A 26,919-nucleotide genomic window follows, 5' to 3' on the forward strand; every position below is an offset into this window, starting at 1 on the left:
CGTGTTGCGAATGTCGGTGAATCAGGCCTGAGACGGGCGGTCGGGCTGGTAGCGGAGTACCGGGATCAGCACCTGGTCGACGACCTGGGTGAGGAACGCGTCGTCGGCGGGTAGGCCGTGCGCGACGATGCGGGACATGGTGAGCGCGGGCGCCAGGTCGTGGAACAGCACTCGTTCGCCGGCCTCCGGCGGGATCTCCCCCCGGGCGGCGGCACGGACCAGGATGGCGGTGCTGGCCACGCGCCCGGCCGGCAGCACCTGGTGGCGCACCAGGCGTTCCAGCTCGGGGTTGGTCCGCATGGCGAAGGTCAGCGCCTGCATCAGGTCGCAGTCGGCCGTACAGATCGCGGCTGTGGCGCGCAGCAGCTCGATCAGGTCGCCGCGCAGGGAGCCGGTGTCGGGCGGGTTGTGCACCCCCACGTGCCGGTCACGCAGGGCGGCGACGACCAACTCGGCCTTGCCGTCCCAGCGCCGGTAGATGGTGGCCTTGCTGACGTGGGCGCGGGCGGCGACGGCGTCGATGGTCATCCGGTCGAAGCCGACCTCGCGCAGCAGGTCGATGACCACGGCGAACAGGTCGCTGTCGGTGCACCGTGGCACCCGGGCTGCCGGAACCCCGGCACCCGCGCCCACCTGCTGACCACCCAGCATCCCCGAACCCCCCGCGAAACGATGTCGTACCGACCCTAGTTCGCGGTTGTCCGAACGTGCAGGCTTTCGTGAGTTGCGTCGCACTGAGTCGACGAAACGATTGCGTTTCCATCGGGAGTCCGACAGGTGAACCTGGTGGTCAACCACCCGGCGCGAGGAGCACCGGCACGGCCATCGTGTTGATCCGCGTGCCGTCACGGGCGGACACCTCGTACACCTCGACCGTGCCTTTCTGCTCCCGGACCGTGCGCCAGCCGACCGTCACCCGGTAGCCGCCCCGGCAGCCGCTGCCGCAACTGGCGGTGCCGAAACCGGTGGCGACCTCCCGGCCGGCGGCGTCCAGCACCCGGACGCTCACCGTGGCCTCGAACACGTCGGCGGTACCGGTGACGACGAGAGGGGTGGAGACCCGCTCGCCGGGGATCGGGCCGGTGACCACGATCGGCGGCAGCAGGTCCGCGTAGTCCGTCCGATCGACCGGGGCGTCGCCGTCGACGCGAACCGCACGCACGGTGGGGAACTGTGTGAGCGTCCACACCACCTGCGCCTCGCGCAGCCGCCGCTGCGCCGGGTCGTCGGCGGACGGGACCCGCAGCGTCGCCATGCCGTCGGCGATGCGGGTGACCTCGACGCCGGCCGGGACGAGGGTGGTCAGCCCGGTGGCGGCCTCCGCCGGCGTGGGTCCGGCGGCCAGTTCGGTCAGCGCCAGCCGGGACGTCGCCAGGGTCGCCGGCCGCGCCCGCCTGGTCGGTACGAGCTGCCCGGCGCGGACGAACCACAGCTCGACGGTGACGGTGTCGCGGGTGGTACCGGCCGGCGACGGCGGGGTTGTCGTGGGTGCCCGGGATGGGCCCGAGGGTGTCGTGGAGGTCGGACCCGGACGACCGGATGGCGTGGCGCTCGGCGGTGTGGCGCTGGACGGCGCGGCGGTCGACGGCGCGGCGGTGGGTGCGGGGCCGAGCGCGCCGGAGCGGGGGCCGCCACACCCGTTGACGAGCAGCGCGGCGACGAGCACCGGCGCCAGCGCACCGGCGGCACCTCGCCGGTTCACCTCGCACCGCCCGTCGCCAGGCCGGCGCCGGGATCCCGCCGCTCGCCGTCGTCACCCGGTGGTTCGGCGGGACCACCGGCCGGCAGCTCCAGGAGGAAACGGGTGCCGGTGCCGGGCCCGCTGCGGACGCTCAACGCCCCACCCAACAGGGTGGTGTGTTCCCACGCGATGGCCAGCCCGAGGCCACTGCCCGGTGCGGAGCGCGACGGGTCGACCTTGTGGAACCGGTCGAACACGCGTTGCAGGTGCTCCGCCGGGATGCCCGGCCCCTGGTCGCTGACCTCGAAGACGACCAGCGGGTCCGCATCGGTCACGGTGGCCCGGATCTCCCCGCCGCCATGCTCGATCGCGTTGGTGACCAGGTTCGCCAGCACCCGCTCCAGGCGACGCGGGTCGGTGCGGAGCGTGACCCGATCTCCGCTGACCTGCACCCGTCGCGACCAGCCGCGCGCGCTGACGATCCCGTGCAGCAGCGCCACCGCGTCGACGGGCCCGACCGCCGGCTGCTCGCGTCCGGCGTCCAGTCGGGAAATCTCCATCAGGTCCTCGACTAGCCGGCGCAGCCGGACCACGTCGCCGACCAGCAGTCGGGCGGCCGGTCGAGCGTCGTCGGGCAACTGGTCGAGGTGCTCACGCAGCAGCGACGCCGCAGCCACCAGTGCGGTCACCGGGGTACGCAGCTCGTGCGCGACGTCGGCCGTGAACCGCCGCTCGCGGGCCTGCGCGGCCGACAGCGCCGCGATCTTCGACTCCAGTGCCTCGGCCATCTCGTTGAACGACGCCGCCCAGACGCTGAACTCGTCGTGCCCGCGTACCGGCAGGCGGGTGGCGAGCAGACCCTCGGTGAGCGCTCGGGCCGCCCGGCTGGCGCGACCCACCGGCTCCAACGTGCGGCGGGCCAGCGCGTGACCCACCCCGGCGGCGAGCAGCACCACGAGCACCCAGCCGGCCACCAGCGCGGTGCGTAGCTGACCCAGGTCGGTGGCGACGTCGTCCTCCACGGTGAGCACGTACAGCTCGGCGGTCGAACCGGGAATGCGCCCGCCGACGACCAACAGTCGAGGACGTTGCGTCGGCGCGGAGCGCTCATAGCCGAGTTGCCCGGCCGCGACCGTGGCCCGCAACCGGGGGCCCAGCACCGGGGCGTACGCGGGGTGCGAGGGACGACTCGGGCCGTCGACGAGCACCACGTGCCGGCCGCTGGCCTCGAAGCTGGTGAGCAACTCCGTGCTGCGTTTCTCGGTCAGCGGCAGGAACTGCCCGGCGAGGACGAGTTGGTAACGGGCGTCGGCGGCGGCCTCGTGCAGCGACGCGTCCCACCAGGACTGTCGCAGCAGCAGCCCGGTCCCGCCGGCGAGCAGCCCGGCCGAGACCCCGGCGACCAGGACGAACGCGATCGTCAGCCGGCGCCGCAGCCGGCCCGGGGTCACCGCGCGTCCGGCCATCGCCGACCTCCCGTCAGCCCGTGGACAACTTGTAGCCGGCGCCACGCACCGTGTGGATCAGCCGTGGCTGTGCCGGGTCGTCCTCGATCTTGGCGCGCAGGCGCTGCACCGCCACGTCGACCAGTCGGGAGTCGCCGAGGAAGCTGTGGTTCCAGACCAGGTCCAGCAGCAGCTCCCGGGTGAAGACCTGGCCGGGTCGGCGGGCCAGCTCCAGTAACAGGCGGAACTCGGTGGCGGTCAGCGCCACCTCCCGGCCGTGTCGGCGGACCACGAAACTGCCCGGGTCGATCTCCAGGCTGCCGACCTCGATGATCTTCGACGCGACCGGCGCGTTCACCCTGCGCAGCACCGAGCGGACCCGGGCCACCAGCTCCGGCAGGTCGAAGGGCTTGCGCAGGTAGTCGTCCGCGCCGCACTCCAGCCCCACCACCACGTCGATCGTGTCGGTGCGCGCGGTCAGCATCAGGATCGGTACCTGACTGGTGCGCCGGATCTCCCGGCAGACCTCCAGGCCGTCCAGACCGGGCAGCATGACGTCGAGGACGATCAGATCGACCGGGTGGGCTCTCCACGCCGCGAGGGCCTGCCGCCCGTCGACGGCGGTGTCGACCCGGAAGCCGGCGCGGCGCAGACCGAGGGCGGTGACCTCCCGGATGGAGGTGTCGTCCTCGACCACCAGCACACGGCCCTCCATCACCCGAGGGTAGACCCGTCGCCACGCTGCGCAGCCCTGGCGAAACGGTTGATCCCAGAGACCAGGCAGCCCCTCTGCGAAGCACCGTCCAACCGCTACGGTCAGATGATTTCGACACCCCTCGACCAGTTCACACGAAAGGGCCCGACGTGCAACGTCATGGCTGCGTGATCCGACTCCGCCCGGAACACCGGGAGACCTATCTGCGGCTACACGCCGAGGTCTGGCCGAGCGTCGAGCAGACGCTCCGCGAGGCGAACTTCCGCAACTACACCATCTTCCTGCACGGCGACCTGCTCTTCGGCTACTACGAGTACGTGGGCGAGGACTACGACGCCGACCTGCGGTTCATCGCCGCGGACCCGCAGACGCAGGAGTGGTGGAAGCTGACCGACCCGTGCCAGGAGTCGATCGCCGAGCCCGGGTCGGGGGACTGGTGGGCCCCGATGCGGGAGATCTGGCACCTGACCGACGAGACGGTCGCGGAGGCACCGGACCAGGCCCGACAGGCCGCCAACAGCTGAGGCTCGCCTGGCCGGACGGCAGCCAACCGTCCGGCCAGGTCCGCCCGGCCTCACTCCTGCCACTGGCGGGCGACGTCGAGCACGATCCGGCTGTGTGTGCCGGGTCCGGCCAACACGAAGGTGCGGAACGGCAACCGCGCACGCACGCCGACCGCGAAGGTGCTGTAACCCTCGAAGCTGCCGCCGAAGACGACGTCGCGCAGCGTCGGGTAGCGCAGCAGGTTCGCGACGTGCGCGCCGACCGCGTACGGCACGGTGCCCTGGTGGGCGTCGTCGTACGCGGGGGCCCGCAGCGAGACCCGCAGCAGCGCGCCCCCGGCGGTGTACGGCGACAGCGCCAGCCCTTCGCCCTCGGTCCAGGTCTCGCCGTAGCCGACCGCGTAACCGTCCACCGGGCCGGCGAACTCGAACACCACCCGGTCGTAGCAGTCGTTCCGGCCGGTCCGTACGTCGACGAGCGGGGCGCTGCTCAGCGCGCCGGCCGACTTCTCCGCGCTGCCCCAGGTGATCCCGCAGTAGGGCGACCCGGTCGCGGTACCCGCCGCGCTGCTGCTCCCCGCGCCGGCGACCAGCCCGGCGACTACGACCGCCAACGCGGTCAGTGCACTCCTGATCCTCATCGTGGTTCCTCCGTTCGATGTGCGGGGCCACGTCGCGGCGGCGTTGCCGGTGGCCCTCTGCTGTCACCGTCACGCCGAAGGGCCACCGCAGCTTCGCCGAGGCGTAACGGGCACGTAACAGCGGCTGGGGGTCAGTCGGCGGTGGGCGGACGGTTCAGCGTGCGCAGCGGGGAGCAGAGCACCGGAAGCCACGTCAACGCGTTGGCGACCGCGCCGACCAGCAGCGTCGTGCGGACGTTCACGTACTGGCCGAGCAGGCCGGCGAGCGCCGCGCCGATCGTGAGCGCCCCGGTGAGCAGGAACCGGAAGGTGGCGTTCATCCGCCCGAGCAGCGCGTCCGGGGTGGCGCCCTGGCGCAGGCTGACCCCGATCACGTTGCCCACCCCCGTCCGCCAGGCCAGTGCCAGCCAGCCGAGCGCCGCCACCCAGAGCATCGGCCCGGTGTCGATCAGCGGGACCAACCCGCCGAGCGGCGCGACGAGCAGGCCAGGCAGCCACAACGCGCGACCGTGACCGATCCGCTCGGCGAGCGGGCGAGCGGTCACCGCGCCGAGCAGGGCGCCGATCCCGCCCACACCGAGGAAGAGGCCGAGGGCGGCGGCGCCCAGGCCGAGCTCGCGCAGGAAGACCACTGGCAGCATGGTGGTGGTCAGTTGCATGGTCAGGTTGATACTCGCGGTCGAGATGGCGAGCGGGCGGAGCAGGGGATTGCCGGTCACGTGCCGGATGCCGGCGCCGAGCTGCCGACCGAAACCGCCTGCTGCCCGTGCTGGGCGTCGGTGCGGTGCTGCGGCACGGATCCGGGCCAGGAGCAGCCCGGAGACCACGAAGGTCACCGCGTCCAGCACGATCGCGATCGGCGCCGTGAGTGCCTGCACGACGAGCCCGCCAAACCCTCGTCCGACGATCTGCATGGTCGCGTTGGTGCTCATCAGCAGTGAGTTCGCTGCTACCAGCCGGTCCCTGCCGACCAGCTCCGGCAGATAGCTCTGTGCGGAGACGTCGGCGAAGACGGTGCCGACGCCGGTCAGCAGCACCACAACGTAGAGCTGCGGCATGCTCAACCAGCCGGCCCACCACGCCGCCGGCACCGATGCCACCAACGCCGCGCGGGTGAGATCGGCGGTGACCAGGACGGCGCGGCGCGGCAGCCGGTCGACCCAGACTCCGGCCGGCAGGCCGATCAGCAGGAACGCGGCGGTGCTCAACGCACCGAGCAGCCCCACCTGACCAGGGCTGGCCGCCAGCAGCGACACCGCCAACACAGGCACGGCCAACTGGCCGATGTGGAAGCCGACGCCGTCGATGAGGGCGGCCGTGTAGAGCAGACGGAAGGAACGAGGCCAGGTGTCGGCCTGGTGTTCCAAGGTGGTCGTCGGGGTGGTGGTCATGCCAGCCACGGTGCCGGGTCCAGTGCCCGCGACCGATAGATTTGACTCTCACCGAATCCATCGGGAGCACCAATGATGCTGGTCGGGCTGGACGCGCGAGATCTGGCGATGACCCGATTCGCGGTGTCGCCGCTGTGGGAGGCGGTGGCGAGCGTCCGGATCATCAAGCGGCCGCACCAGTTCCCGGAGCACCTGGCCTGGTACGAGCAGGTCCGGCCACGCCTGGCCGGGATGGACTGGGGGCTCTTCGCGGATCTGGTGCGGATGCCGACACCAGTCATCCCCACCTTCGTCTGCCCGCCCCCGGCCACGTCACAGCCCACGCTCGACGTCGAACTGGCGACCCTCGTCGCCACCCCTTCCGAGGCGGTACGGGCCAGTCTCGACGCGCTGCCCGGGCCACGTTCGTCGTCCCTGGCCGCGCTCTATGCCGACCCGTCAGCCGAGCTCGTCCGGCTGGCAACGGTGATCCGGGCGTACGTCGGTGTGGTGATCGATCCCTACTGGCCCAGGATGCGCACCCTGCTGGAGCGGGAGGTGCTGCTCGGCGCACAGCGCATGGCCGCCGACGGGGTGCACGGCCTGCTCAACCAACTCGACCCCTTCGTCCGGCTGGACGCCGACACGCTGTCGGTGGAGCACATCGTGCTGGCTGGCACGGTACGACTCGACGGGCGGGGTCTGCTGCTCGTACCGTCGGTGTTCAGCGGCCGTCGGGTGTGGTCGAACTTCGGCTCTCCCGGACAGGCGGTGCTGCGTTTCCCGGCGCGGGCGGTGGCCACGCTCTGGGAACGGGATCCGACGCCGCACCGGCGAGGGCTGGCCCGGGTGCTGGGTCGCAGCCGGGCGGCACTGCTACACGAGTTGGCCGTGCCGACCTCGACCCTGGAACTGGCCGAGCGTTGCGGGCTGACCCCGGGCACGGTGTCACAGCACCTTGGAGCGTTGCGCGAAGCCGGCCTGGTGGGCACCCATCGCGTGGGTCGCTTCGTCCTCTATGCCCGCACAACCGCAGCCGAGGCGCTGATCGCGGCCAGCGGTGCGGCTGTCACCGGAGACCCGTCGGCGAGGAGCGACGCGAGGGCTGCCAGGTGTCCCAGTTCGGCGGCCCACCCGCCTGCTTGACCACACGCGCAACCGGGGCGGGAGCGGGAGCACGGCGCGGCCCCGCTCCCGGCCCGGTTGGGTCACCCACGCGATCCCACGATGCGGTACGGTGCCTGGCACATCGCCACATCGGAGGTGGCCACCGTGCCTGCCGTCGTCGCTCTCGTGCTGACTCTCGCCCTCGCGCCCGCACCGTCCCCGTCGGCCACCCCCGGTCCGGTCGGCAGCCTCCTCGGTGGTGTCGGCCAGATCGTCGACGATCTGCTGAACGGCGGCAGCGAGCCGACCGCCACCCCCACCCGCACGCCCACTCCTGCGTCCACGCCGAGCCCGCCAGTCGCCACCGAGCAGCCCAGCCCGGCGGTGCCCGTTGTTGCGCCCCCCACGCCGGTTGGGTCGGCGGCGGGTGCACCCGCCCCGGCGAGACCCGTCGTACCCGGTCGCCCCGCCGCCGGCGACGACACGGGCATCCGCGAGGCCCCCGTGCCCCTGCGTAACGGGGACGCCCCGGCTCCGGGTACCCCGCCGACGCTCGCCAGCCCCGCGCGCGGCAGCTGGCCGCCCGTGTCGTACCTGCTGGTCCTGGCTGTCCTGGCGCTGCTGGCACTGGCGCTGGTGCGCCGCCGGGGCGCCTCCGCCGCACCGACGCCGGCGCCCGCTCCCGCGCCGGCCCCCGCTCCCGCGCCATCTCCCGGCCCCGTGCCGGACAATGTCAGCCGGCTGCCGACCAGCCTCAACGCCGCCTACGAGCTGGGCCGGCTCGACGAGCGGCTGACCCAGGAGCGCGACGGCCGCACCTGAGGCGGCGGCCGGCGGCGCGGCTCAGTGCGCCGGGTAGGCACCAGCGCGCCGCGGGATCTCATCGTCGTAAGCCCCGACCGGCCCGCTGTAGCGGCGCTTGCCCTCGGGGTACGGCCAGGCGTTCGCGGTGCAGCCGTGCAGGCCCAGCGTCTGCTGCTGCATCACCGGCGCCGGCTCACCCCGCCCCGGGCACCGCTCATGACCGAACCCGAGCCGGTGCCCCACCTCGTGGTTGACCATGTACTGCCGATAGGTGGCCACGCTCGCGCCGTAGCCCGGTACTCCGTTGACCCAGCGCGCCACGTTGAGCACCACCCGGTCACCGTTGCGACACGAGGTGTAGCCGTCCGGCTGGTCCTGGCACAGCGTGTCGCGGGTGCCGGGGGTGGCCAGGTAGATGGTGAAGTCGGTCGGGTCACCGGCACCCACCCGCCGCAACCGCCACGTCCCGCCGGCCGTCCACCCGTGTCGGTCGTTCAACGTCGCGGACACCGCCGTGGCGACGTCACCCGCCGGCAGGCCCCGGATGTCGCGCTCCACGGCCACCCGGTAGCGCAGCAACTGCCCGCCGGTCGCGCGTTCGGGTGCCGCCTCGGCGGGCGCCACCGACCAGCGGTTACCTCCGGTGGCGGGGTAGCTGACCAGGATGGCAGGGGCGGAACTGGACGCGACACCGGCGTTCCCGGCGCCTCGGGACGGCCGTGCGGAAGCGGCGTCCGAGGGTGGCCCGTCGGGCAGCGGGCCGGCGCCGACGGGAACTGTCGGAGGTTGCCCTGCGGCCGGCAGTCCGCAGCCGGTGAGCAGTGCCACCACCAGCAGCAACGCCGCTGAGGCGGTACTCCACCGGCGGGTAACCTTCGTCGACATGTCTCTCCCCTCGCGCGCCGATCGGCGGCTGCGCGGAGAAGAAGACGGGCGACCGCGGCGGAAGGTTGTTGTGATCTGGCTCAACCTTTTGCCGGTCTCGCCCGTCCCTGACGGTGTGGCACGGGGGAGGGTTCACGGTGGCGCGCGGTGACGCGGAGTTCGTCGAGTTCGCGCGGGCGGCGTCCGCGCGATTGGTGCACGCCGCGTTCCTGATGACCGGCGACCACCACCAGGCTGAGGACGCCGCGCAGACCGCCCTGGTCCGCACCTACGCGTCGTGGTCGCGGATCCACGACGACGACGCCTACGGGTACGCCCGCCGCACCCTGGTCAACCACCTGGTCGACGGGTGGCGGCGACCGATGCGGGAGTATCCGACCGACGAGGTGCCCCAGCAGCGGCATGGCGACGTGGCCGACGAGGTGGCCACCCGGCGCTGGTTGATCGCCATCCTCGGCGCGCTCAGCCCTCGCGAGCGGGCCATCGTCGTGCTGCGCTACTACTTCGACCTTTCGGAGGCGCAGGTGGCCCGGGAACTCGCCGTTTCCGTCGGCACGGTCAAGAGCACCAGTTCGAGAGCCTTGGAGAAGCTGCGCACCGCCGCGCCGCAGACGGCTGACCAGGAGGCGCGTCGATGAGCGAGGACCGGCTCCGCCACGCCATGCGGGCGACCGAGCGACCCGACGCCGTACTCGACCTGGCCACCGTGCTGCGTGAGGGGCGGCGTCTGCGTACCCGTCGACGGGTTGCCGGAGCCGGGGCGGCGACGCTCGCGGCCGGCCTGACCGCCGTCGTCGTCGTGATGGCGGTCGGCGCCCGGCCGGACGATCCATCGACGGCCGAGCGTCCGCCGCCGGTCGCCGTCGCCACGCCTCCGACCGGCGCCGCACCGATGGTGCCGAACTCGCTGGAGCCCACGTCACCGCCGGGGACGACAGGTGACGAACCGACCCCGAAGCCTCTGGGCCAGGTGATCGACAGCGGTGTGCGGCACGGCACCGACCAGCGGGTGTACTTCGTCGTCGGGGTGTCCGTGCCCGGCCACCCCAGAGTGTCCGTCGGGCTCGCCGCCGGTCGCCGGGCCCTGGACGGCTCGCTGACCACGGACATCCTGATCAACGACGTCGGAGGAGTCGACCGTAGCCCGGGGTTCCACCAGATCGGCTACGACGAGCGGTCATCGGCCGACCCGGTGCCCACCTTCGGCTACTTCGTCGGCCCCGCCCAGCGGATCATCGGCACCGTCGACGGTCGGCAGGTCGACGCCCGACTGGCCCGGTGGAGTGTCGACAAGCAGGTGGTGATCTTCTGGTTCGACCCGACCGAGCTGACCCCGGGGGAGCGACTCGACGGCATCATCGCCCGCGACGGCGACGGCCGCCGACTCTGACGCACGGCTGCCCGCTCAGGCCGGGTCGGCCAGTGCCCGCTCAGGCCGGGTCGGCCAGTTGCCGCTCGATGGTCACCGTCGTTCCCTCGGCGCTGGAGACCAGGCGGACGTCGCCGTAGGCGTTCATCAGCAGCGCGCCCCGGCCCCGGTCCATCGCCGGCCGGCGGTCCCGCCAGGTGCCGAAGTCCCGCACCGAGATCCGGATCAGCGCCCCGCCCACCTGGACCCGGACCCGCACCTCCGGACGGCTGGGCCGCTGCGCGTGCTCGACGGCGTTGTTCATCGCCTCGGACGCGGCGAGCAGAAGATCCTCCAGCACGTCCGCGTCGACACCGAGGTCGCTCAGCGTCAGCCGGACATCCCGACGCATCGCCGCGGCCGAGGTGGGTGCGGACGGGTACGTCCACCCGACGTCCAGGATGTCGCCCAACCCTTCCCGGTCGGTCCGGGGCTCCGCGACCACCGGCGCGTCCGGGACGGCTGGGCGCGCGGAGTGAGCCGGATTGGCGATCCCCGCGGTCGCGATCAGAGGTGCCTTGACCGCCGGGGTGGGCGCGACAGTGGTGACCGGGCCGGGGCGCGTCGGCACCGCTGCGGCGTCGCCGGCCGGGTGGAGGCGGGCCCGCCGGATGGCGGCCCGGATCCGGGCGATCAGGTCGGCCGCCGCGAACGGCTTCACCAGGTAGTCGTCGGCCCCCAGGCTCAGGCCCTCCACGCTGGCCTGCCCGCCGGCGCGGGCGGAGAGCACCAGCACCGGCAGCGTCCGGGTCGCCGGGTCCGCGCGTAGCCGGCGGACCAGGTCGAAGCCGTCCAGCACCGGCATCATCACGTCGGCGAGGACGAGGTCCGGCAGTTCACGGTGGACCTCGTCGAGGGCCTGCTGGCCGTCGGTGACGGCCCGCACCCGCCAGCCCTGCCCGGTGAGCAACCGGCTGAGGTACGCCCGCATGTCGGTGTTGTCGTCGGCGACCAGGATCCGCGCCCCGGCCAGTTCGTCCGTGGTCGGTCCGGACGCGCGATCGGGCTCGGTCAGACCGCCGTCCGGCTCGGTGAGCCAGCCCATCGCCTCCTGCACGGCGGCGCGGGCGGCCTCGCCCCGCCCGTCCACGGGTGGCCCGCTCATCGCCGTGCGGTGCACCGCCGACCAGGGCAGCGCCACGGTGAAGGTGCTACCGACGCCCACTCGGCTCGCCACCCGGACCTCGCCGCCCTCCAACCGGGCCAGCTCGTACACCAGGGCCAGGCCGATGCCCGTGCCCTCGTGGCTGCGCGAGCGGGCACCCCGTACCCGGTGGAAGCGTTCGAAGAGTTTCGGCAGGTCCGTGTCGGCGATGCCGATGCCGGTGTCCGCGACGGTGAGGCGCACCTCCTCGTCGTCGGCGGTCAGGGCGACCCGGATACGGCCGATGAACGTGTATTTCAAAGCGTTGGACAGCAGGTTCGTGACGATGCGTTCCCAGTTGACCGGATCGAGGGTGACCGGCCGGGGCAGCGGCGGGCAGCTCACCTCAAGGGTCAGCCCGGCCCGCTCGACGGCGGCCCGGAACACGCCGGCCAGCTCGGCTGTGAGCGCGGCCAGGTCGACCACCCGGGCGTCGCTGCGGGCTCGCCCGGCCTCCAGGCTGGAGAAGGTGAGCAGGCTGTTGACCAGGGTCAACAGTCGGGTGGCATTGCGCCAGGAGGTCTCCAACCGCTCCCGCTGCACCAATGCCAGCGGCGCGCTGGCGTCGGTGAGGGCGTCGGCCAACGGACCGAGGATGAGGGTCAGCGGGGTACGGAACTCGTGGCTGACGTTGGCGAAGAAGTCGGTCTTCACCCGGTCCAGTTCGGCCAGCGCCTCGACCCGGCGCCTCTCTTGCTCGTACTCCTGGGCGTTGCGCAGCGCCACGGAGATCTGCTGGGCCAGGAGTTGGTCGAAGGACCGGTACGCCTCGTCGAGCCCCCGGCTGGGGCTGACCCCGGCCAGCAGGACGCCGAGCGGCTGGTCCCCGTCGCCCGAGGGCAGCGGGAGCGCCAGCGCGGTGTGGACCGGATCGCCCCACGGGCCACCGGGCAGTGGCAGCCGGTCGGCGACGTCGGACACCTGGGTCGGTCGGCCCTGGGCGGCGTCCGGCAGCCCCCAGCCGTACGCGAGTGGGCCGGGGTCGGCCAGCTCGACGGTGTCCGGCAGTGCTCGCGCGTACCCCTGGTCGCCGCCGGTGCAGGCGATGCGCCGTAGGAGGGCGCCGTCGCGCAGGTAGATGGTGGCGAACGGCACGTCCAGCGGATGGCCGTCGATCGCGTCGACGAGCCGAGCGCCGGTGGCGTGCACGTCGACGGTTCGCCCGTCGCCGAGAACGGACAGGTCACGCAGCAGGCGCAACCGGCGTTCGCCGACCACCTGCTCGGTGACCTCGCTGCAGACGGTGAGTACGCCGACGGTGCGGCCGTCATCGTCGCGGGCCGGGGCGTGCGAGACGCTGAAGTACGCCTCCTCGCGGTAGCCGGCCCGCTCCAGCAGCAGCCGCAGGGCGGGGACCCAGCTGGCCACTCCGGTCGTCGTGGCCTGCTGGATCAGTGGGGCGAGCACGTCCCAGCCCTCGGCCAGGGTCACCCGCACGTCGTCACCGAGCGCGGCCGGGTGCTTGTCGCCGATCAGCTGGGAGTACGCGTCGTTGTAGAGCTGGGAGTAGCTGTCCCCCCAGAGCAGCAGCATGGGGTACCGGGAGGAGAGCACCATCCGGACCGCGACGCGCAGGCTCTGCGGCCAACCGGCCACCGGGCCGAGTGGGGTGCGGGCCCAGTCCAGTTCCGCCATCAACCGGCCGGTGTCACCGCCGCCGCTGAACAGGTCGACGCTGGGTGCTGTCACGCTCGATCCGGCCCCATCGCAGCCCCCGTTCCGGGTCTGACGACCCCTGCTGGCGTTACCTACCCATCCTGGCACCTCTACTCACCTGTGCCGACGCCGGTACCTACCGTCGAAGCGGTGGCGGGAGCGGATCCGGTTCGCCTGGTGGACCGACGAGGAGCAGGGGCTCAACGGCTCCCGGTTCTACGTCCTCTGCGCTTCACCGGCACCGAGGACTCGTCGCTGCAGACCAGCTTCGTGATCGACGATGTGACGTTGCGGGCGAGCTGACGCCCCGCGTACCTGAAGGTAGAGCCGCCGCCGGTGCGGCCCGGCGGCGGCTCGTCGCGTCGTGGGTCAGGGGAGCTGCGGGTAGAGCGCGGCGACGCCGCCGGCCAGCCCGGCCTGCACCTGGCGGCTGGTCTCGTCGGTGACGATCTCGTACGCGTCGGCCTCGATGCCGTCCACCCCGATCCGGGCGATCACCGCCGGGTCGGACTTCGGGGCGGTGACCCCGGCGGTCATGTCGGTGTCCATGTAGCCGACGTGCAGGCCGGCGACGCGAACGCCCCGCTCGGCGAGCTGGAGGCGCAGAGCGTTGGTCATCGCCCACTCGGCGGACTTGGCGGCGCCGTACGCCCCGAGGTGCGGGAAGTTGACCCACGAGAGCACGGAGAGCACGTTGAGGATCGTCCCGCCGCCGTTGCCGGTGATGATCGGCGTGAACGCCCGGACCATCGACAGGGTGCCGAGGTAGTGGGTCTCCAGCTCCAGCCGGACGAGGTCCAGGTCGCCCTCGAGCAGGTCGGTGCCGGTATCGATGCCGGCGTTGTTGATCAGGAGGTTCACGTCGCCGGCCAGCTTGGCGGCAGCGGCGACCGAGGCGGGGTCGGTGATGTCGAGCTTCACCGGCGTCACGCCGGGCAGGTCGACGCTGTCGGGGTTGCGGGCACCGGCGTAGACGGTGGCGCCGCGGGCGAGGAGTTCGGCGGCGAGGTGCCGGCCGAAGCCGCGGTTGGCCCCGGTGACGAGGGCGGTGCTTCCAGCGATCTTCATGGCGGCGACGCTATCCGGACTGACTTCTGTATGCCAAAGTCAGCTATGTCACGGGGACGGCACGCCCGGATCGGGAATACGACCCGGACGCGGTCACCAGCCGGCTGATGACGACTCGTATCCTTTCCGCGAACCTCCGCACGAGCCGAGAAGGGAGACGGTGTGAGCAATCAGGCCGAGACGTTGGAGTTCCAGGCCGAGGCGCGTCAGCTCCTCCAGTTGGTGGTCCACTCGATCTATTCGAACAAGGACGTCTTCCTGCGGGAACTCATCTCGAACGCATCCGACGCGCTGGACAAGCTACGGCTGGCCACGCTCGTCGACAAGGACCTCGTCGCCGACACCGACGACCTGCACGTCGCCCTGGAGGTCGACCGGGACGCCCGTACCCTCACCGTCCGGGACAACGGCATCGGGATGACCCGCGACGAGGTGGTCCAGCTCATCGGCACCATCGCCAAGTCGGGCACCGCCGAACTGCTGCGCCAGCTGCGCGAATCCGCCGACGCCCACGCCTCGCAGGACCTGATCGGCCAGTTCGGCGTCGGCTTCTACGCCGCGTTCATGGTCGCCGACCGGGTCACCCTGTTGACCCGCAAGGCCGGCGAGACCGGCGGCACCCGGTGGGAGTCCACCGGCGAGGGCACGTACTCGATCGAGGGAGTCGACGAGGCGCCGCAGGGCACGACGGTGACCCTGCACCTCAAGCCGGCCGACACCGAGGACAACCTGCACGACTACACCGCCGAGTGGACCGTCCGGGAGATCGTCAAGCGATACTCCGACTTCATCGCCTGGCCGATCCGGATGACCGTCGAGCGCCCCGGCACCGACGACGCCCCCGCCACCAGCGAGGTGCAGACCCTCAACTCGATGAAGGCGCTCTGGGCGCGGCCCCGCGACGAGGTCGACGCCGCCGAGTACAACGAGTTCTACAAGCACGTCAGCCACGACTGGGCCGACCCGCTCGAGGTCGTGCACATGAAGGGCGAGGGCACCTTCGAGTACGAGGCGCTGCTGTTCCTGCCCAGCCACGCCCCGCTGGACCTGTTCTCCCCGCAGGGCCGCCGCGGTGTCCAGCTCTACGTCAAGCGTGTCTTCATCATGGACGACTGCGAGGCGCTGGTCCCGACCTACCTGCGCTTCGTCAAGGGTGTGGTCGACGCGCACGACCTGTCGCTGAACATCTCCCGCGAGATCCTGCAGCAGGACCGGCAGATCCAGATCGTTCGCCGCCGCCTGGTGAAGAAGATCCTCGCCACGGTCAAGGACCTGAAGGCCAACCACGCCGAGCGGTACCGCACCTTCTGGACCGAGTTCGGCGCGGTGGTCAAGGAAGGGCTGATCGACGACACCGACAACCGGGACACGCTGCTGGACATCCTGTCGGTGGCCTCCACCCACGACCCGGCCGAGCCCACCGACCTGGCCGGCTACGTGTCACGGATGAAGGACGGCCAGAGCGACATCTGGTACGCCACCGGCGAGTCGCGGGCCGCCATCGAGAACTCTCCGCACCTGGAGGCGTTCCGGGCCAAGGGCCACGAGGTGCTGCTGCTCACCGACCAGGTCGACGAGGTGTGGGTCGAGCGGGTCGGCGCGTACGACGGCCGACCGCTGCGCTCGATCGCCAAGGGCGAGATCGACCTGGACACCGACGAGGAGAAGCAGCAGGCCGAGGCCGAGCGCGAGCAGCAGCGACAGGAGTTCGCCGCGCTGCTGGACTGGCTGGGCACCACCCTGACCGACAGTGTCCGGGAGGTCCGCCTGTCGTCCCGGCTGACCACCTCACCGGCCTGCGTCGTCGGCGACGCCCACGACCTCACCCCGACCCTGGAGAAGATGTACCGGGCGATGGGGCACGAGATCCCCGCGACCAAGCGGATCCTGGAGATCAACCCCGGTCACCCGCTCGTCTCCGGGCTGCGCAAGGCCCACGAGCAGGGCAGCGACCAGACGGCCCTGACCGAGACCGCCGAGCTGCTCTACGGCCTGGCGGTGCTCGCCGAGGGCGGTGAGCTGACCGATCCGGCCCGCTTCACCCGGACGCTCGCCGACCGGCTGGCGCGCACCCTCTAGCAGGCGTTCCCGGTTCCGGCCGGCGGGCCGCCCGATCTTCTCGGGCCCCGCCGGCCGGTCACTGGCCGGGGATCACCAGGCCGGATTCGTAGGCGACCATCACTGCCTGCGCACGGTCGCGCAGGTTGAGTTTGCCGAGCAGGTTGCCGACGTGGGTTTTCACCGTGTGCTCGCTGAGGTGGTGGTGGGCGGCGATCTCGGCGTTGGACAGCCCAGCCGCGATCAGACGCAGCACGTCCGTCTCGCGGGCGGTCAGCGCGGTGACCGCGGCAGCCAGGGCGGGGTCCGGGTGGCCGCGCCGGTGTAGTTCGCCGATCACCCGGGCGGTGACGCCGGGGGCGAGCAGCGCGTCACCGGCGGCGACCACGCGGACCGCGTTCACCAGGTCGGCTCGTGGGGCGTCCTTGAGCAGGAAGCCGCTGGCACCCGCACGCAGCGCCGCGTACAGGTAGTCGTCGGTGTCGAACATGGTCAGGGCGAGGACCCGGCTCGGTGTACGTGCGCAGACCTCGCGGGTCGCGGCGACACCATCGAGGATCGGCATACGCATGTCCATCAGGACCACGTCGGGGCGGTGTTCGAGGGCGGCCTGCACGGCGGAGGCGCCGTCGGATGCCTCGGCGACCACCTCGATGTCCGGCTCGGCACCGAGGATCGTGGCGAACCCGGCCCGGAACAGGTCCTGATCGTCGGCGAGCACGACGCGCAGCATCAGAGCATCGCCGGTGTCGGCAGCGGGAGAGTGGCGGTGACGGTGAAGCCGCAGCCGTCCGAGGCCGGGCCGGTGTGCAGGGTGCCGCCGCAGGCCTGGGCCCGCTCGCGCATCCCGACGATCCCGTATCCGGGCAGCACGGCGGCGGCCCGGTCGCCACGGCCGTCATCGATGATCGAGACGGTCAGAGACTCCGCCGTGTAGTCCAGCAGGACGCGGACCGATCCCGCCTCGGCATGCCGGACCACATTGGTCAGGGACTCCTGCACGATCCGGTAGGCCGCCACCCCGACATCCGCGGGCGGTTCACACGGCGGCCGGGCGGCACCCCCGAATGGTCCGGGGACTACGTCGGACGGTGGGGACGAGACGGTGAGGACGGCGTCCAGGCCGGTGGCGCGGACGCGTTCGACGAGGACGGCGAGGTGGGCCAGGCCCGGTTGGTCGAGTGGCTGGTCGGCGGGTTCGTGCAGACTGCCGACCGCGCGGCGGAGTTGGACGACCGCGTCCCGGCCGGTGGCGGCGATCGTGGCGAACGTGGCGTCGGCGCGGTCCGGGTGCGGGCGGACCAGCAGTGGGCCCGCCTCCGCTTGGACGATCATGACACCGACCGCGTGGGTGAGGATGTCGTGCAGGTCGCGGGCGATGCGGGTGCGCTCACGCAGCACCGCCGCCTCCCGTTCACCGACGACGCGACGATCGCGTTCGGCGAGGGCCAGGGCCTGGGTGCGGCGTGCGCGGGCGCTGGTGCCCAGGGCGTACGCGAAGACGTAGGCGACCGACAGGTAACGCAGCACCTCCACGTCCGGGTGCGGATAGAGCAGCGACAGCGACACGCCGGCGGCGGTGAGCACGATGCCCAGCAGGCGGATCGGCAGGGAGGCTCGCGCCGCGAACGTGTAGAGGCAGACGAGCGGGCCGACCGGCAGCAGCGGAGGCGCTCCGAGCGAGGCGGAGACGGTCGTGGCGACGCCCACGACGAACGCGACCCGGAGCAGCGCGCGGTCTCGCCACAGCACCGGAACCGACGACAGGACCGCCAGCGGCAGCACCCACCAGGCACGTGGGCCGTCGGCCAGGGCGGGCAGCACGGTCGCCGCGACGGCGGCCACGGCGACGGCGAGATTGACGTACCGCTTCACGTCGGCAGTATCGTCCGGCACGGCGCTTGCGCGCCTCCCTCCACAGGACCAGATCAACCCCAGTTCGTACGGCGATCCGCACCGGCCGCCCGCACCGCACCATCGACGCATGATGATGATCGTCGCCACGCTCCTGAGTGGCCTGCTCTGGTTCGGTGGCTCCGGGCTGCACCCGGTGGCCGCGCTGACCTGGCTCGCCCCGATCCCGCTGATCCTCGCCGCGTTGCGGGTACGCCCGAGGACCGCCCTCTACGCGACGGCCGTCGCCTGGTCGATCGGTCAGCTCGGCCTGTTGGGGTACTACCTCGGCACCCTGCGACTACCGGTCCCCGTGGTCGCCGGCCTGGTCCTGCTCGGCGTCGGCCTGGCCGGTGGCACGGTCCTGCTCGCCCGGGCGCTGCTGCTGCGCGGACGGGTCGTGACCGCGATCCTCACCGTGCCGTCCCTGTGGGTGCTGGGCGAGTACGCCGCGTCCCGGCTGTTCCCGCATGGCGCGTGGTGGAGCCTCGCCTACACCCAGGCCGACGTCCGCCCGGTCATCCAGCTGACCGCGCTCACCGGCGTCTGGGGCGTCACCTACCTGCTGCTCGCCGTCCCCATCGCCCTCGCCGCCCTGCTCGGAAGCCTGCAACCCACCGCGCCGACCCACCTTGTGGACCCCCGGCGTGCCCTCACCTGCCTGCTCGCCCTCCTGCTCGGTGCCGGCGGATGGTCGGCCTGGTCGCTGAGCCGTTCCCCCGACCCGGCCGAGCCCCTGACCGTCGGCCTTGTCGCCCTGCGGCAGCCCGAGGACGGGCTCCCGCTGGACGAACCGTCCGGCCGTGACCTGCTCACCCGTTACGTTCCGCGGGTCGCGGGCCTGGTCGCCCGCGGGGCACGGGTCGTCGTGCTGCCGGAGAAGGTGTTCGCCGTGACCGACTCGACGCTGCCCCTGCTCGTGGACGTGCTGCGGCAGACCGCGGCCCGGGTCGTGGTCGGCGCGGTGTTGTGGCGGGCCGGCACGGCGAGCAATGTCGCGCTGGTGCTGGACCCGGACGGGACGATCACGACGTACGAGAAGCAGCATCTGGTCCCGGGCCTGGAGGACTGGCTGACGCCGGGTGCCGACGATGTGATCGTGGACGGGCGGTTCGGCGTCGTGATCTGCAAGGATCTCGACTATCCCGGCCTGGTCCGGCGGTATCGGGCGCAGGGCGCGACGGTGCTGCTGGTCCCCGGCCTGGACTTCACGTCCGACGGCTGGCTGCACGGCCGGATGGCCCTGGTCCGTGGCGTGGAGAACGGGCTCACCGTGGTCCGCGCCGCCGCGTTCGGCCGGCTGACCGTCAGCGACCCCGGCGGCCGGATGATGGGTGAGGCGACCGCTGGTGACGCGGAGCTGCTTGTCACGTCCGCTCCGACGACGGGGTGGGGCACGGTCTATTCGCGTACGGGAGACTGGTTTCCGCTTCTGTCCCTGGTCTTGTTGGTCGTCTCCCTGGGTGGGGCGCGGCGGTGGCGCTTGACGTCGACGCCCAGGGTGTCAGCCTTCAATTCGTGATTTCGAAAATCGTCCAAATGATGAGTGGAGCACGGTCATGCCTGTCGACACTGTGATCTTCAGCGGGGAAGGCCCGCACTCCGACCCCTGGCACCCGTTGGCCGAAACCAGCGCCACGCTGGCCACGCTGATCGGTGACCCGGGCTCCGTGACGATCGTGACGTCCGTCGACCAGCTCGACACCGCCCTCGACGGCGTACGTCTGCTGGTGGTGAACGCCAGCGCCGACCGGGCGACCCCGATCCCCGAGGATGAGGCCTTCGCCCGCGTCCTCGACGGCTTCCTGGCCCGTGGCGGCAGCCTGCTCGCCATCCACAGCGCCACGCTCGCGTTCCCCCAGGTGGCGAGCTGGCGATCGGCGATCGGCGCCGCCTGGGAACACGGTCGGAGCTTCCACCCGCCGATCGGCCCGAGTCTCGTGCGCCGCAGCGGTGTCGAGCACCCGATCAGCACCGGGCTCGGGGACTTCGAGGTCTTCGACGAGCGCTACACCGACCTGGAGTTGATCGACGGCGTCGACGTCGAGCCGCTCTACGTCCACGACGAGGGCGGCGACACCCACCCGCTCGTCTGGGCGCGCACCGTCGGCAGCAGCCGGATCGTCTACAGCGCGCTCGGCCACGACGCCCGGTCGTACGAGTCGCCGGAGCACGTGGAGCTGCTGCGGCGCATCGTCGCCTGGCTCCGCCACGACAGCTGAACGCCCGGCCGGGTCACCGGCCGAGCGTTACCGGGTGTGGCGGGAATCAGCCCACCTGTCCGTGCCCCGACGGGCCGCCGTCACGCCGCTGAGGCGGACGTCCTCGGCCCCCGGTGCGACGCCACCGGGCCGGCGTTCCAGCCCCAGCGGGGCGCCGGCACCGCGCTGTCGCCAGGCCAGCCCGCGCCGGTCTCGTCGTGGGCGTCCTCGATCGACGCGGGGGTGCGGCGGGACAACCGCAGCGACTGCTCGGCGCCGTTGCGGGCCGCGCACGGCCAGGACTGCCCGGCGCACTGGAGGTTGCGGCAGTGACCCTCGTCGTCCGGCTCGTGGGCGCTCAGCACGTCGATCGCCAGCTGCCAGAGCAGGGGGTCGGTGACGTCGTGCGGGCGCTCGGCGTGACGGCTCGGTCGATTGCTGGTGTCGTCGGACATCTGGGTCCCCCCTTGTCGGATTGTGCACCCCAAGGGTCACCCGTCGGTGGCCGGCTAAACCGCCGACCTGCTGTGATGTGTCTCCCGTCGCAGTTCGGCCTCCGAAGGTGGCTGACGGATCGGTCAATCAGGCAGGAGCGGCATCTCGACGCCCGGATCCCGACCGAGCAGCACTGCCCGGGTGAGCGCCGCGGATCCGAATCGGTCGCGGACCGCGTCCACCGCGGCGTCCAGCTCCGCGCCCGGATTGCGGAGGAACGGCAGCTCCGGCTGCACCGGGTTGTCGTCCAGGTTGCCCACCGAGACACCGATCAGGGTCACCCCACGGCGATCGATCTCGGGCAGCGCGGCCCGCAGCAGCGCCCGCGCGGCGGCGAGCAGCGACGTCGTGTCGGCCGTCGCCTTCCCGATGGTGTGCGAGCGGGTCGCCCGGGTGTAGTCGCCGAAGCGCAGCCGCAGCAGCACCGTGCGACCGGCCCGCCCGGCTGCCCGCATCCGCCGGCTGACCCGATCGACCAGGCCCGCGAGGATGGCATCCAACTCCACCAGGGCATGCGGGGTACGGCTCAACGCGTGTTGCGCGCCCATCGAACCGCGACGGCGGCCGACCTGCACCGCCCGGGGGTCGCGATTGTGGGCCAGAGCGTGCAGGTGCCGGCCGGCGCCCGCCCCGAGCAGCGACACCAGCGCGGCCTCGCCGAGCCGGGCCACCTCCCCGACGGTACGGATCCGGTGTTCCCGTAGCTTCGCGGAGGTGACCGGGCCGACGCCCCACAGCCGCTCGACCGGCAGCGGGTGCAGGAACGCCACCTCGCCGTCCGGTGGGACCACCAGCAGCCCGTCCGGCTTCGCCACCCCGCTGGCCACCTTCGCCAGGAACTTCGTGCGGGCTACGCCCACCGTGATCGGCAGGTGGACCCGTTGGCGGACCTCCCGACGCAGCCGGTCGGCGATGTCGGACGGCGGCCCGACCAGCCGCCGCAGGCCACCCACGTCCAGGAACGCCTCGTCGATGGAGAGCCCCTCGACCAGGGGTGTGGTCTGCCGGAAGATCTCGAAGACCGCGCGGCTCGCCGCCGTGTACGCCGACATCCGGGGCGGCACCACGATCGCGTCCGGGCACAGCCGACGCGCCTGCTGGCCGCCCATCGCGCTGCGGACGCCGCGCGCCTTGGCCTCGTAGCTGGCCGCGAGGACCACGCCACCACCGACGATCACCGGCCGCCCGCGTAGGCGCGGGTCGTCGCGCTGCTCGACCGACGCGTAGAACGCGTCCAGGTCGGCGTGCAGGATGTGGGCGTCGGACGACACGAACACATGTTCGCATGACGCGTGGCCATAGCGGCAGTGAGCTGGGTGGGGACCGAGCTGTCGTGTCGGCACGGGGACAGCGCCGATGTCGCGGCCGGGCCGGTGGACGCCGCTCAGTAGCCGGCGAGTTGCGGGGCCAGCGCGACAGCTACGAAGCGGATCGCTCGGCCGAGCAGGCACGTCGCCGCGAAGGCGACCGGGCGCATGGGTGTGCGGCCCAGGTAGACGCTGGCGGCCAGCAGCGGCGGAAACCCGCTGACGGCGCTGACCAGCAGCATCCCGGTCGCCTGGCGAGGACGTTCCAGCACCTCGACGAGTCGCGCACCGGCCGCCTTCGGCCGCGCCAGCAGCAGGCCCGGTCGGCCCGGTCGCCGCGGCGCGGCGGGCGGGCGTCGGCTGAGCCGGCGTTGCAGCCAGGCCGAGCGGATCGCGCCACGCGCAGCGAGGAAGATCAGGATCTTGCCGACTGTCTGACCGGCGGCGGCGGCCACGCCGAGCGCCACGGGCGGTGCGCCGGTCGTCGCCACGGCCGCGATCAGGTACGGCTCGGCCGGGGTGAACGGCAGGAATGCCGACAGGAGCCCGACGGCCGCAGCCGCCAGGGCGGCGATCATGGCTGGGTGTGCGGCAGGCCCGCCGGCAACCTGGCGGCGCAGACCAACGAGACGACCTTCACCGCGGCGACCCCGAGGGCGAACGCGAGGGCCGCGGCCATCGGCGCGACGATCGCCAGGAGCACCACCGCGGCGGTGTTCAGCGCCTTCGCCGGCGGCGACCAGTTCCACAGGTGGATGCGTCGATCGACGCGGGCGAAGTAGTTCGGGCTCAGCAGCGGCCAGCGCAGGAACATCAGGCTCAGCAACTGGTCGATGACCATGAACTGGACGAGAAACACCGCGATCGGCAGGGCCGTGGCGGGGCGCAGCACGACCAGCGCGGCTGCGCAGGCCGATGTGCAGGCCCGGTCCGCGACGATGTCGAAGACCGCGCCGGTGCGCGTCTCCTGGCCCAGGGCCCGGGCGGCGACACCGTCGAGGATGTCACCGATCCAGTAGACCAGGTAAGCGGCGACGAGCAGATGAACGCTGCGGTGGGTCAGCGCCGTCACGGCAAGCCCGACGGAGACGGCCGTCCGTACGGCGGTGATGGCGTTGGGAACGTTGACCAGCGTGACCGGCGGACTGAGGCTGAGCGCGGTCATTCGGCGTCCTTGAGGATGCGTTGCATGTCCGTGGTGCGCCGGTTCAGTTCGGCCAGCTGTGCGCTCACGTCGGCGAGCAGGCGCTGCGTTTCGGCGGCCTGCTCGGCGTACTGCCGCTGCATTTCGGCCGACACGGCGACCCGCGTGCGGACGGCCGCATACCAGATGGCCGCGATGAGCAGGGCGGCGACGACTACGAGGAAGACCGAGGCGGTGATGTCCATCTAATTGTTTCCTTTCGGTACGGCGTCGCCGTCACCGGCGTTGCTCAGGGTCGTGACAGCGACCGCCACCACGTCGGGCGTGAGGTGCAGCGAGAACGGCGTGGCCTCGTAGTACTTGAGTGCCTTGCCGTCCTCGGACAACTCCAGATGCGCGGTGACCAGCCCGGCCTTCTCCAGCTTCTTGAGGTGCACCTGCAGCAGCGCGCGGCTGATGCCCAGATCGCGGGCGAGCTGTGAGACGTAGGCGCGACCGCCGGTCAGTGCGGCGAGCACTCGCAGTCGGTGCGGACTGGCCAGAGTGGCAAGGACCTCGATCAGTCGATCGCCGCTCAGCTCTCCCATAGCTCACCTTGGCTCATGCCAACTATTATTGGCATGAGCAAGTGCAAGTGTCAACTCGGTGCGCAACGCCGACAGCGGCGTTGCGCACCGTGACCCCGTTCGGTCCGCTCGGGGGTGGGTCAGCTGTCAAGCCCGATCAGTCGAGGCAGAACTCGTTCCCCTCGGGGTCGGCCATGACGATGTGACCGGCCGCCAGTGGGGGAGCGGGCTCATGGCGTTCGAGCCGGGTGGCGCCGTACGCGCCGAGCCGGTCGGCCTCCGCCTCCAGGGCCGCCATCCGCTCGTCGCCCTCCAGCCCCGGAGCGGCTCGCACATCGAGGTGTACGCGATTCTTCACCTGCTTGCCCTCCGGTACCCGTTGGAAGAACAGGCGGGGGCCCGAACCCTCGGGGTCGACCACCGCCGACGCGTCGTTACGGTTCTCCGGCGGCACCCCCATCGCTTCCAGTGCCTGCTCCCAGGACTCGAAGTCTCCGGGCGGGGCCTGCACCTGGTAGTTGAGCGCCTCGGTCCAGAACGCCGCCAACGCGGCAGGGTCGGCGCAGTCGAACGTGATCTGCACGCTGCGGGCCATGTCAGCTCCCTGTTTCGTGGTCTGGTCGGTCATGATCTGCACCCTCTCGGAAATCGCGGACAGGGGCGTTCCGCTATTCGTGCAACGATCGGTCGGTGACTGTCGAGGCGACGACCGAACGGGTGCTGCGGTTGCTGGCGCTGTTGCAGCGGCGACCGTCCTGCACGGCCACCGAGCTCGCCGCCGAGCTGGGGGTCACCGGCCGCTGCGTCCGCCGCGACGTGCAGCGACTGCGCGCGCTCGGCTACCCCGTGCACGCCACGGCGGGCGTCGGCGGCGGCTATCGACTCGGCGCGGGCACCCGGCTGCCGCCCCTGCTCCTCGACGACGAGGAGGCCATCGCGACCGCGATCTCCCTGCGACTCGCCTCGGGGGGCACGGTCGCCGGAGCGGGCGAGGCGGCCCTGCGGGCTCTCGCGAAGCTGGATCAGGTGATGCCGTCGCGGCTGCGCGCCGAGGTGCGGGCGGTGCACGGCTCGACGGAGACCCTCATCGGCCCGGTGGCCGAGATCGACGCGGAGTTACTGATGACCCTCGCACGGGCCTGTCGAGACGCTGTCCGGGTCCGGTTCCACTACCCCGGCCGGGACGGCGGGGAGCACGAGCGGACGGTCGAGCCGGTGCGGATGGTCACGACGGGCCGCCGCTGGTATCTGATGGCCTGGGACGTCGACCGCGACGACTGGCGCACGTTCCGGCTGGACCGGATGCGGGCGGCAGTGGCGACGACGTGGCGCTTCCGGGAGCGCGTGCACCCCGATCCGGTCGCCTTCGTGCAGCGGTCGGTGACCGAGGCGCCGTACCGGCATCTCGCCCGGGTACGCGTGCACGCCCCGGCCGACCGGGTGCGTGACCTGGTCCCGCCTCAGGTGGGGCGAATAGAGGACGAACGCGACGGGTGGTGTGTGCTGGTCGTCGGCGGGGAGAGCCTGGACTGGGTCGCCGCGCACATCGCCCGCCTGACTTACGACGTGGAGGTGCTGGAGCCACCGGAGCTGCGCGAGGCCGCCGCCCAACTCGCCCGCCGCCTCGCGGCGATGGCCGGGCCGCCGTCACCGCCCAGCGTGTAGTGGCGTAGCGACACCGGGCCGCCGTCCGGGGCGGTCCACGGTGCCGTGCTGGTGCCGGTGCACCGCCAACCGGTGCGCTCATAGAGGGCGGCTGCCGCGGTGTTGCCGGAGGTCACCTCGAGCACCAGATCCGTCCCCCGCGCACTCGCCCATTGGCGGGCCCGGGCCAGCAGAGCGCTGCCCAGCGCCAACCCCCGGGCGGCCGGTACCACGAAGAGACGAGCTACCTCGGCGGTCGGCCGGGCAAACGGCCCGTTCGGCGGGCCGGGCACCCGGTGCACCGCGACGTGCCCGACGATTGTCGCGTCGGCGTCGACGGCTACCCACGCGCGCGCCGGGTGCGGTTCGCGTAGCCACCGGTGCGGGTCGGCGGGCCAGTTCAGGGGGTACCCGTCGACCCGGTGAACCTCCGCGAGCCCCGCGACGCAGCCGTCGAGGTCGGTGGCGCGTCGCCGGCGGATCTGGGGTTGGGTCACAGATCTTCGAACGGGCGGGCGTAACGGACCTCGCCGCGGATCGACTCCCGCCACGCGTGCAGCGGTCGGGCCTGGAAATGCTGGGGACCCCAGGGCTGCGGCGGGGTGACGCCCAGCTCGACGGCGGGCCGGAACCCGAACCGCGGGTAGTAGTCGGGGTGCCCCAGCAGCACCACCAGCGGCTCGTCGCGGGCGTCGGCCGCGCCGAGCACCGCGTGCATCAGGGCCTCGCCGACCCCGCGCCGCTGCCACTCGGGCAGCACACCGAGCGGTCCCAGCCCGAGCGCCACCGGCTCACCCGCCACCCGGGCGCGGGTGGCCACCACGTGCCCCACCACCTGGCCGTCGGGATCGGTCGCCACCAGGGAGTACGCGGGCAGCCAGCCCTCGTCGGCGCGCAGCGCGTCGACCAGGGTCGCCTCGACCGGTACGCCATCGCCGTCCACCTTGGCGAAGGCGGCGGCGTGCACCGCCCGGATGGCGTCGACGTCGGCCGGTGTCTCGCGTCTGATCAGCACCGCGCCACCCTAAGGCGTGCCCCGGCGTCGGCTCCACGTGTTTATCGACTGCCGCGGCGCTGCGGTCCGTCATGATCGGCATGTCGTCCGGGCACCGGCCCGCCTGGCGAACCGGGACAAGAGGCCGCGCAGGCCCGCCGGACTCGCGTCCCAGTGTCTGCCGCGCCGA

The 26,919-nt window shown here is 72.3% G+C and carries 30 protein-coding genes; 10 read left to right on the forward strand and 20 right to left on the reverse strand.

Features of this window, described 5'->3' with window-relative positions:
• Positions 1-21: 21 nt before the first annotated feature.
• The 4 genes from C7C45_RS20400 to C7C45_RS20415 form a co-directional block, all read right to left on the reverse strand.
• Positions 22-651, reverse strand: coding sequence for a TetR/AcrR family transcriptional regulator (locus tag C7C45_RS20400; protein WP_110565284.1), 630 nt, complete (start codon positions 649-651; stop codon positions 22-24).
• A 139-nt stretch (positions 652-790) separates the two neighbouring features.
• Positions 791-1,702, reverse strand: coding sequence for a Gmad2 immunoglobulin-like domain-containing protein (locus tag C7C45_RS20405; RefSeq protein ID WP_167454762.1), 912 nt, complete (start codon positions 1,700-1,702; stop codon positions 791-793).
• Entirely contained in the window at positions 1,699-3,147 is a 1,449-nt protein-coding gene (locus C7C45_RS20410; RefSeq protein WP_110565285.1) for a sensor histidine kinase, read from the reverse strand. The genes C7C45_RS20405 and C7C45_RS20410 overlap by 4 nt, the downstream gene beginning before the upstream one ends.
• A 13-nt stretch (positions 3,148-3,160) precedes the next feature.
• Complete coding sequence (locus C7C45_RS20415) at positions 3,161-3,841, reverse strand: response regulator transcription factor (protein WP_110565286.1); 681 nt, start codon at positions 3,839-3,841, stop codon at positions 3,161-3,163.
• A 167-nt stretch (positions 3,842-4,008) separates the two neighbouring features.
• Here C7C45_RS20415 and C7C45_RS20420 point away from each other — a divergent pair, with 167 nt between their 5' ends.
• Positions 4,009-4,365, forward strand: a complete 357-nt coding sequence (locus C7C45_RS20420) for an L-rhamnose mutarotase (protein ID WP_244200473.1) — start codon at positions 4,009-4,011, stop codon at positions 4,363-4,365.
• A gap of 50 nt (positions 4,366-4,415) precedes the next feature.
• Here the strand turns inward: C7C45_RS20420 and C7C45_RS20425 are convergent, their stop codons facing one another.
• Positions 4,416-4,985: an AMIN-like domain-containing (lipo)protein gene (locus C7C45_RS20425; RefSeq protein ID WP_110565288.1), complete on the reverse strand. Its 570-nt coding sequence runs from the start codon at positions 4,983-4,985 to the stop codon at positions 4,416-4,418.
• Between the two features lie 131 nt (positions 4,986-5,116).
• On the reverse strand, positions 5,117-6,376 hold the full coding sequence (locus C7C45_RS20430) for an MFS transporter (protein ID WP_110565289.1): 1,260 nt from the start codon (positions 6,374-6,376) through the stop codon (positions 5,117-5,119).
• A 72-nt stretch (positions 6,377-6,448) separates the two neighbouring features.
• Here C7C45_RS20430 and C7C45_RS20435 point away from each other — a divergent pair, with 72 nt between their 5' ends.
• Together C7C45_RS20435 and C7C45_RS20440 are read left to right on the forward strand one after the other, a co-directional pair.
• Positions 6,449-7,501: an ArsR/SmtB family transcription factor gene (locus C7C45_RS20435; RefSeq protein WP_110565290.1), complete on the forward strand. Its 1,053-nt coding sequence runs from the start codon at positions 6,449-6,451 to the stop codon at positions 7,499-7,501.
• A gap of 126 nt (positions 7,502-7,627) precedes the next feature.
• A complete protein-coding gene (locus tag C7C45_RS20440; RefSeq protein WP_146247359.1) occupies positions 7,628-8,284 on the forward strand; it encodes a hypothetical protein in 657 nt (218 codons plus the stop codon).
• A gap of 21 nt (positions 8,285-8,305) precedes the next feature.
• Here the strand turns inward: C7C45_RS20440 and C7C45_RS20445 are convergent, their stop codons facing one another.
• A complete protein-coding gene (locus C7C45_RS20445; RefSeq protein WP_110565292.1) occupies positions 8,306-9,151 on the reverse strand; it encodes a DUF3152 domain-containing protein in 846 nt (281 codons plus the stop codon).
• A gap of 137 nt (positions 9,152-9,288) precedes the next feature.
• Between C7C45_RS20445 and C7C45_RS20450 the strand changes: the two genes are divergently transcribed.
• Together C7C45_RS20450 and C7C45_RS20455 are read left to right on the forward strand one after the other, a co-directional pair.
• Positions 9,289-9,789 (forward strand): SigE family RNA polymerase sigma factor, encoded by a 501-nt coding sequence (locus C7C45_RS20450; protein WP_110565293.1) that lies wholly within the window; start codon positions 9,289-9,291, stop codon positions 9,787-9,789.
• Positions 9,786-10,541: a hypothetical protein gene (locus C7C45_RS20455; protein WP_110565294.1), complete on the forward strand. Its 756-nt coding sequence runs from the start codon at positions 9,786-9,788 to the stop codon at positions 10,539-10,541. Before C7C45_RS20450 ends, C7C45_RS20455 begins: the two co-directional genes overlap by 4 nt.
• 40 nt (positions 10,542-10,581) lie before the next feature.
• Here C7C45_RS20455 and C7C45_RS20460 read toward each other — a convergent pair whose 3' ends face one another.
• Entirely contained in the window at positions 10,582-13,392 is a 2,811-nt protein-coding gene (locus tag C7C45_RS20460) for an ATP-binding protein (protein WP_110565295.1), read from the reverse strand.
• A gap of 85 nt (positions 13,393-13,477) precedes the next feature.
• Between C7C45_RS20460 and C7C45_RS35870 the strand changes: the two genes are divergently transcribed.
• Positions 13,478-13,633 (forward strand): M28 family peptidase, encoded by a 156-nt coding sequence (locus C7C45_RS35870; RefSeq protein WP_425271152.1) that lies wholly within the window; start codon positions 13,478-13,480, stop codon positions 13,631-13,633.
• A 95-nt stretch (positions 13,634-13,728) separates the two neighbouring features.
• Here the strand turns inward: C7C45_RS35870 and C7C45_RS20470 are convergent, their stop codons facing one another.
• Positions 13,729-14,427 carry an SDR family oxidoreductase gene (locus C7C45_RS20470; RefSeq protein WP_110565296.1) on the reverse strand — a complete coding sequence of 233 codons (699 nt, stop codon included), beginning with the start codon at positions 14,425-14,427 and terminating at the stop codon, positions 13,729-13,731.
• 162 nt (positions 14,428-14,589) lie between these two features.
• On the opposite strand from C7C45_RS20470, the gene htpG reads away from it, so the two are divergent.
• Positions 14,590-16,506: a molecular chaperone HtpG gene (htpG, locus tag C7C45_RS20475; RefSeq protein WP_110565297.1), complete on the forward strand. Its 1,917-nt coding sequence runs from the start codon at positions 14,590-14,592 to the stop codon at positions 16,504-16,506.
• A 58-nt stretch (positions 16,507-16,564) separates the two neighbouring features.
• Here the strand turns inward: htpG and C7C45_RS20480 are convergent, their stop codons facing one another.
• Both C7C45_RS20480 and C7C45_RS20485 read right to left on the reverse strand, forming a co-directional pair.
• Positions 16,565-17,218: a response regulator transcription factor gene (locus C7C45_RS20480; protein WP_110565298.1), complete on the reverse strand. Its 654-nt coding sequence runs from the start codon at positions 17,216-17,218 to the stop codon at positions 16,565-16,567.
• A complete protein-coding gene (locus C7C45_RS20485; protein WP_244200474.1) occupies positions 17,218-18,381 on the reverse strand; it encodes a sensor histidine kinase in 1,164 nt (387 codons plus the stop codon). Before C7C45_RS20485 ends, C7C45_RS20480 begins: the two co-directional genes overlap by 1 nt.
• Before the next feature lie 88 nt (positions 18,382-18,469).
• Here C7C45_RS20485 and C7C45_RS20490 point away from each other — a divergent pair, with 88 nt between their 5' ends.
• Together C7C45_RS20490 and C7C45_RS20495 are read left to right on the forward strand one after the other, a co-directional pair.
• On the forward strand, positions 18,470-19,900 hold the full coding sequence (locus tag C7C45_RS20490; RefSeq protein WP_110565299.1) for a nitrilase-related carbon-nitrogen hydrolase: 1,431 nt from the start codon (positions 18,470-18,472) through the stop codon (positions 19,898-19,900).
• Positions 19,901-19,937: 37 nt separating this feature from the next.
• On the forward strand, positions 19,938-20,600 hold the full coding sequence (locus C7C45_RS20495) for a ThuA domain-containing protein (RefSeq protein ID WP_110565300.1): 663 nt from the start codon (positions 19,938-19,940) through the stop codon (positions 20,598-20,600).
• An 80-nt stretch (positions 20,601-20,680) separates the two neighbouring features.
• Here the strand turns inward: C7C45_RS20495 and C7C45_RS20500 are convergent, their stop codons facing one another.
• From C7C45_RS20500 to C7C45_RS20530, 7 genes are all read right to left on the reverse strand, one after another.
• Positions 20,681-21,034, reverse strand: a complete 354-nt coding sequence (locus C7C45_RS20500; RefSeq protein WP_110565301.1) for a hypothetical protein — start codon at positions 21,032-21,034, stop codon at positions 20,681-20,683.
• 123 nt (positions 21,035-21,157) lie between these two features.
• The gene (dinB, locus tag C7C45_RS20505) at positions 21,158-22,345 is read right to left on the reverse strand and encodes a DNA polymerase IV (protein ID WP_110565354.1); all 1,188 of its coding nucleotides are present in this window, start codon (positions 22,343-22,345) and stop codon (positions 21,158-21,160) included.
• Positions 22,346-22,458: 113 nt separating this feature from the next.
• A complete protein-coding gene (locus C7C45_RS20510; protein WP_110565302.1) occupies positions 22,459-22,959 on the reverse strand; it encodes a hypothetical protein in 501 nt (166 codons plus the stop codon).
• Positions 22,956-23,546, reverse strand: a complete 591-nt coding sequence (locus C7C45_RS20515) for a CDP-alcohol phosphatidyltransferase family protein (protein ID WP_110565303.1) — start codon at positions 23,544-23,546, stop codon at positions 22,956-22,958. The genes C7C45_RS20510 and C7C45_RS20515 overlap by 4 nt, the downstream gene beginning before the upstream one ends.
• On the reverse strand, positions 23,543-23,770 hold the full coding sequence (locus C7C45_RS20520; protein WP_110565304.1) for a hypothetical protein: 228 nt from the start codon (positions 23,768-23,770) through the stop codon (positions 23,543-23,545). Before C7C45_RS20520 ends, C7C45_RS20515 begins: the two co-directional genes overlap by 4 nt.
• Positions 23,771-24,112, reverse strand: coding sequence for an ArsR/SmtB family transcription factor (locus C7C45_RS20525; protein ID WP_110565305.1), 342 nt, complete (start codon positions 24,110-24,112; stop codon positions 23,771-23,773). It abuts the gene before it with no gap.
• Between the two features lie 136 nt (positions 24,113-24,248).
• The gene (locus tag C7C45_RS20530; RefSeq protein WP_110565355.1) at positions 24,249-24,686 is read right to left on the reverse strand and encodes a VOC family protein; all 438 of its coding nucleotides are present in this window, start codon (positions 24,684-24,686) and stop codon (positions 24,249-24,251) included.
• Between the two features lie 95 nt (positions 24,687-24,781).
• On the opposite strand from C7C45_RS20530, the gene C7C45_RS20535 reads away from it, so the two are divergent.
• Positions 24,782-25,756, forward strand: a complete 975-nt coding sequence (locus C7C45_RS20535; RefSeq protein ID WP_110565306.1) for a helix-turn-helix transcriptional regulator — start codon at positions 24,782-24,784, stop codon at positions 25,754-25,756.
• Here the strand turns inward: C7C45_RS20535 and C7C45_RS20540 are convergent.
• Together C7C45_RS20540 and C7C45_RS20545 are read right to left on the reverse strand one after the other, a co-directional pair.
• The gene (locus C7C45_RS20540) at positions 25,651-26,232 is read right to left on the reverse strand and encodes a GNAT family N-acetyltransferase (RefSeq protein WP_110565307.1); all 582 of its coding nucleotides are present in this window, start codon (positions 26,230-26,232) and stop codon (positions 25,651-25,653) included. The two genes, C7C45_RS20535 and C7C45_RS20540, sit on opposite strands and share 106 nt — an antisense overlap.
• Positions 26,229-26,750 (reverse strand): GNAT family N-acetyltransferase, encoded by a 522-nt coding sequence (locus C7C45_RS20545; protein WP_110565308.1) that lies wholly within the window; start codon positions 26,748-26,750, stop codon positions 26,229-26,231. The genes C7C45_RS20540 and C7C45_RS20545 overlap by 4 nt, the downstream gene beginning before the upstream one ends.
• Positions 26,751-26,919: the final 169 nt, after the last annotated feature.

The organism is Micromonospora arborensis (assembly GCF_003205615.1).
Classification (GTDB): Bacteria; Actinomycetota; Actinomycetes; order Mycobacteriales; family Micromonosporaceae; genus Micromonospora; species Micromonospora arborensis.

Excerpts from the sequence above, each read along its gene's own strand:
- C7C45_RS20490 (WP_110565299.1), top strand. The coding sequence starts at position 18,470 with ATGATGATGATCGTCGCCACGCTCCTGAGTGGCCTGCTCTGGTTCGGT.
- C7C45_RS20530 (WP_110565355.1), bottom strand. The coding sequence starts at position 24,686 with ATGGCCCGCAGCGTGCAGATCACGTTCGACTGCGCCGACCCTGCCGCG.
- C7C45_RS20495 (WP_110565300.1), top strand. The coding sequence starts at position 19,938 with ATGCCTGTCGACACTGTGATCTTCAGCGGGGAAGGCCCGCACTCCGAC.
- C7C45_RS20525 (WP_110565305.1), bottom strand. The coding sequence starts at position 24,112 with ATGGGAGAGCTGAGCGGCGATCGACTGATCGAGGTCCTTGCCACTCTG.
- C7C45_RS20415 (WP_110565286.1), bottom strand. The coding sequence starts at position 3,841 with ATGGAGGGCCGTGTGCTGGTGGTCGAGGACGACACCTCCATCCGGGAG.
- C7C45_RS20515 (WP_110565303.1), bottom strand. The coding sequence starts at position 23,546 with ATGACCGCGCTCAGCCTCAGTCCGCCGGTCACGCTGGTCAACGTTCCC.
- C7C45_RS20445 (WP_110565292.1), bottom strand. The coding sequence starts at position 9,151 with ATGTCGACGAAGGTTACCCGCCGGTGGAGTACCGCCTCAGCGGCGTTG.
- C7C45_RS20400 (WP_110565284.1), bottom strand. The coding sequence starts at position 651 with ATGCTGGGTGGTCAGCAGGTGGGCGCGGGTGCCGGGGTTCCGGCAGCC.
- C7C45_RS20455 (WP_110565294.1), top strand. The coding sequence starts at position 9,786 with ATGAGCGAGGACCGGCTCCGCCACGCCATGCGGGCGACCGAGCGACCC.
- C7C45_RS20470 (WP_110565296.1), bottom strand. The coding sequence starts at position 14,427 with ATGAAGATCGCTGGAAGCACCGCCCTCGTCACCGGGGCCAACCGCGGC.
- C7C45_RS20435 (WP_110565290.1), top strand. The coding sequence starts at position 6,449 with ATGATGCTGGTCGGGCTGGACGCGCGAGATCTGGCGATGACCCGATTC.
- C7C45_RS20520 (WP_110565304.1), bottom strand. The coding sequence starts at position 23,770 with ATGGACATCACCGCCTCGGTCTTCCTCGTAGTCGTCGCCGCCCTGCTC.
- C7C45_RS20480 (WP_110565298.1), bottom strand. The coding sequence starts at position 17,218 with ATGCTGCGCGTCGTGCTCGCCGACGATCAGGACCTGTTCCGGGCCGGG.
- C7C45_RS20425 (WP_110565288.1), bottom strand. The coding sequence starts at position 4,985 with ATGAGGATCAGGAGTGCACTGACCGCGTTGGCGGTCGTAGTCGCCGGG.
- C7C45_RS20510 (WP_110565302.1), bottom strand. The coding sequence starts at position 22,959 with ATGATCGCCGCCCTGGCGGCTGCGGCCGTCGGGCTCCTGTCGGCATTC.
- C7C45_RS20430 (WP_110565289.1), bottom strand. The coding sequence starts at position 6,376 with ATGACCACCACCCCGACGACCACCTTGGAACACCAGGCCGACACCTGG.
- C7C45_RS20410 (WP_110565285.1), bottom strand. The coding sequence starts at position 3,147 with ATGGCCGGACGCGCGGTGACCCCGGGCCGGCTGCGGCGCCGGCTGACG.
- C7C45_RS20500 (WP_110565301.1), bottom strand. The coding sequence starts at position 21,034 with ATGTCCGACGACACCAGCAATCGACCGAGCCGTCACGCCGAGCGCCCG.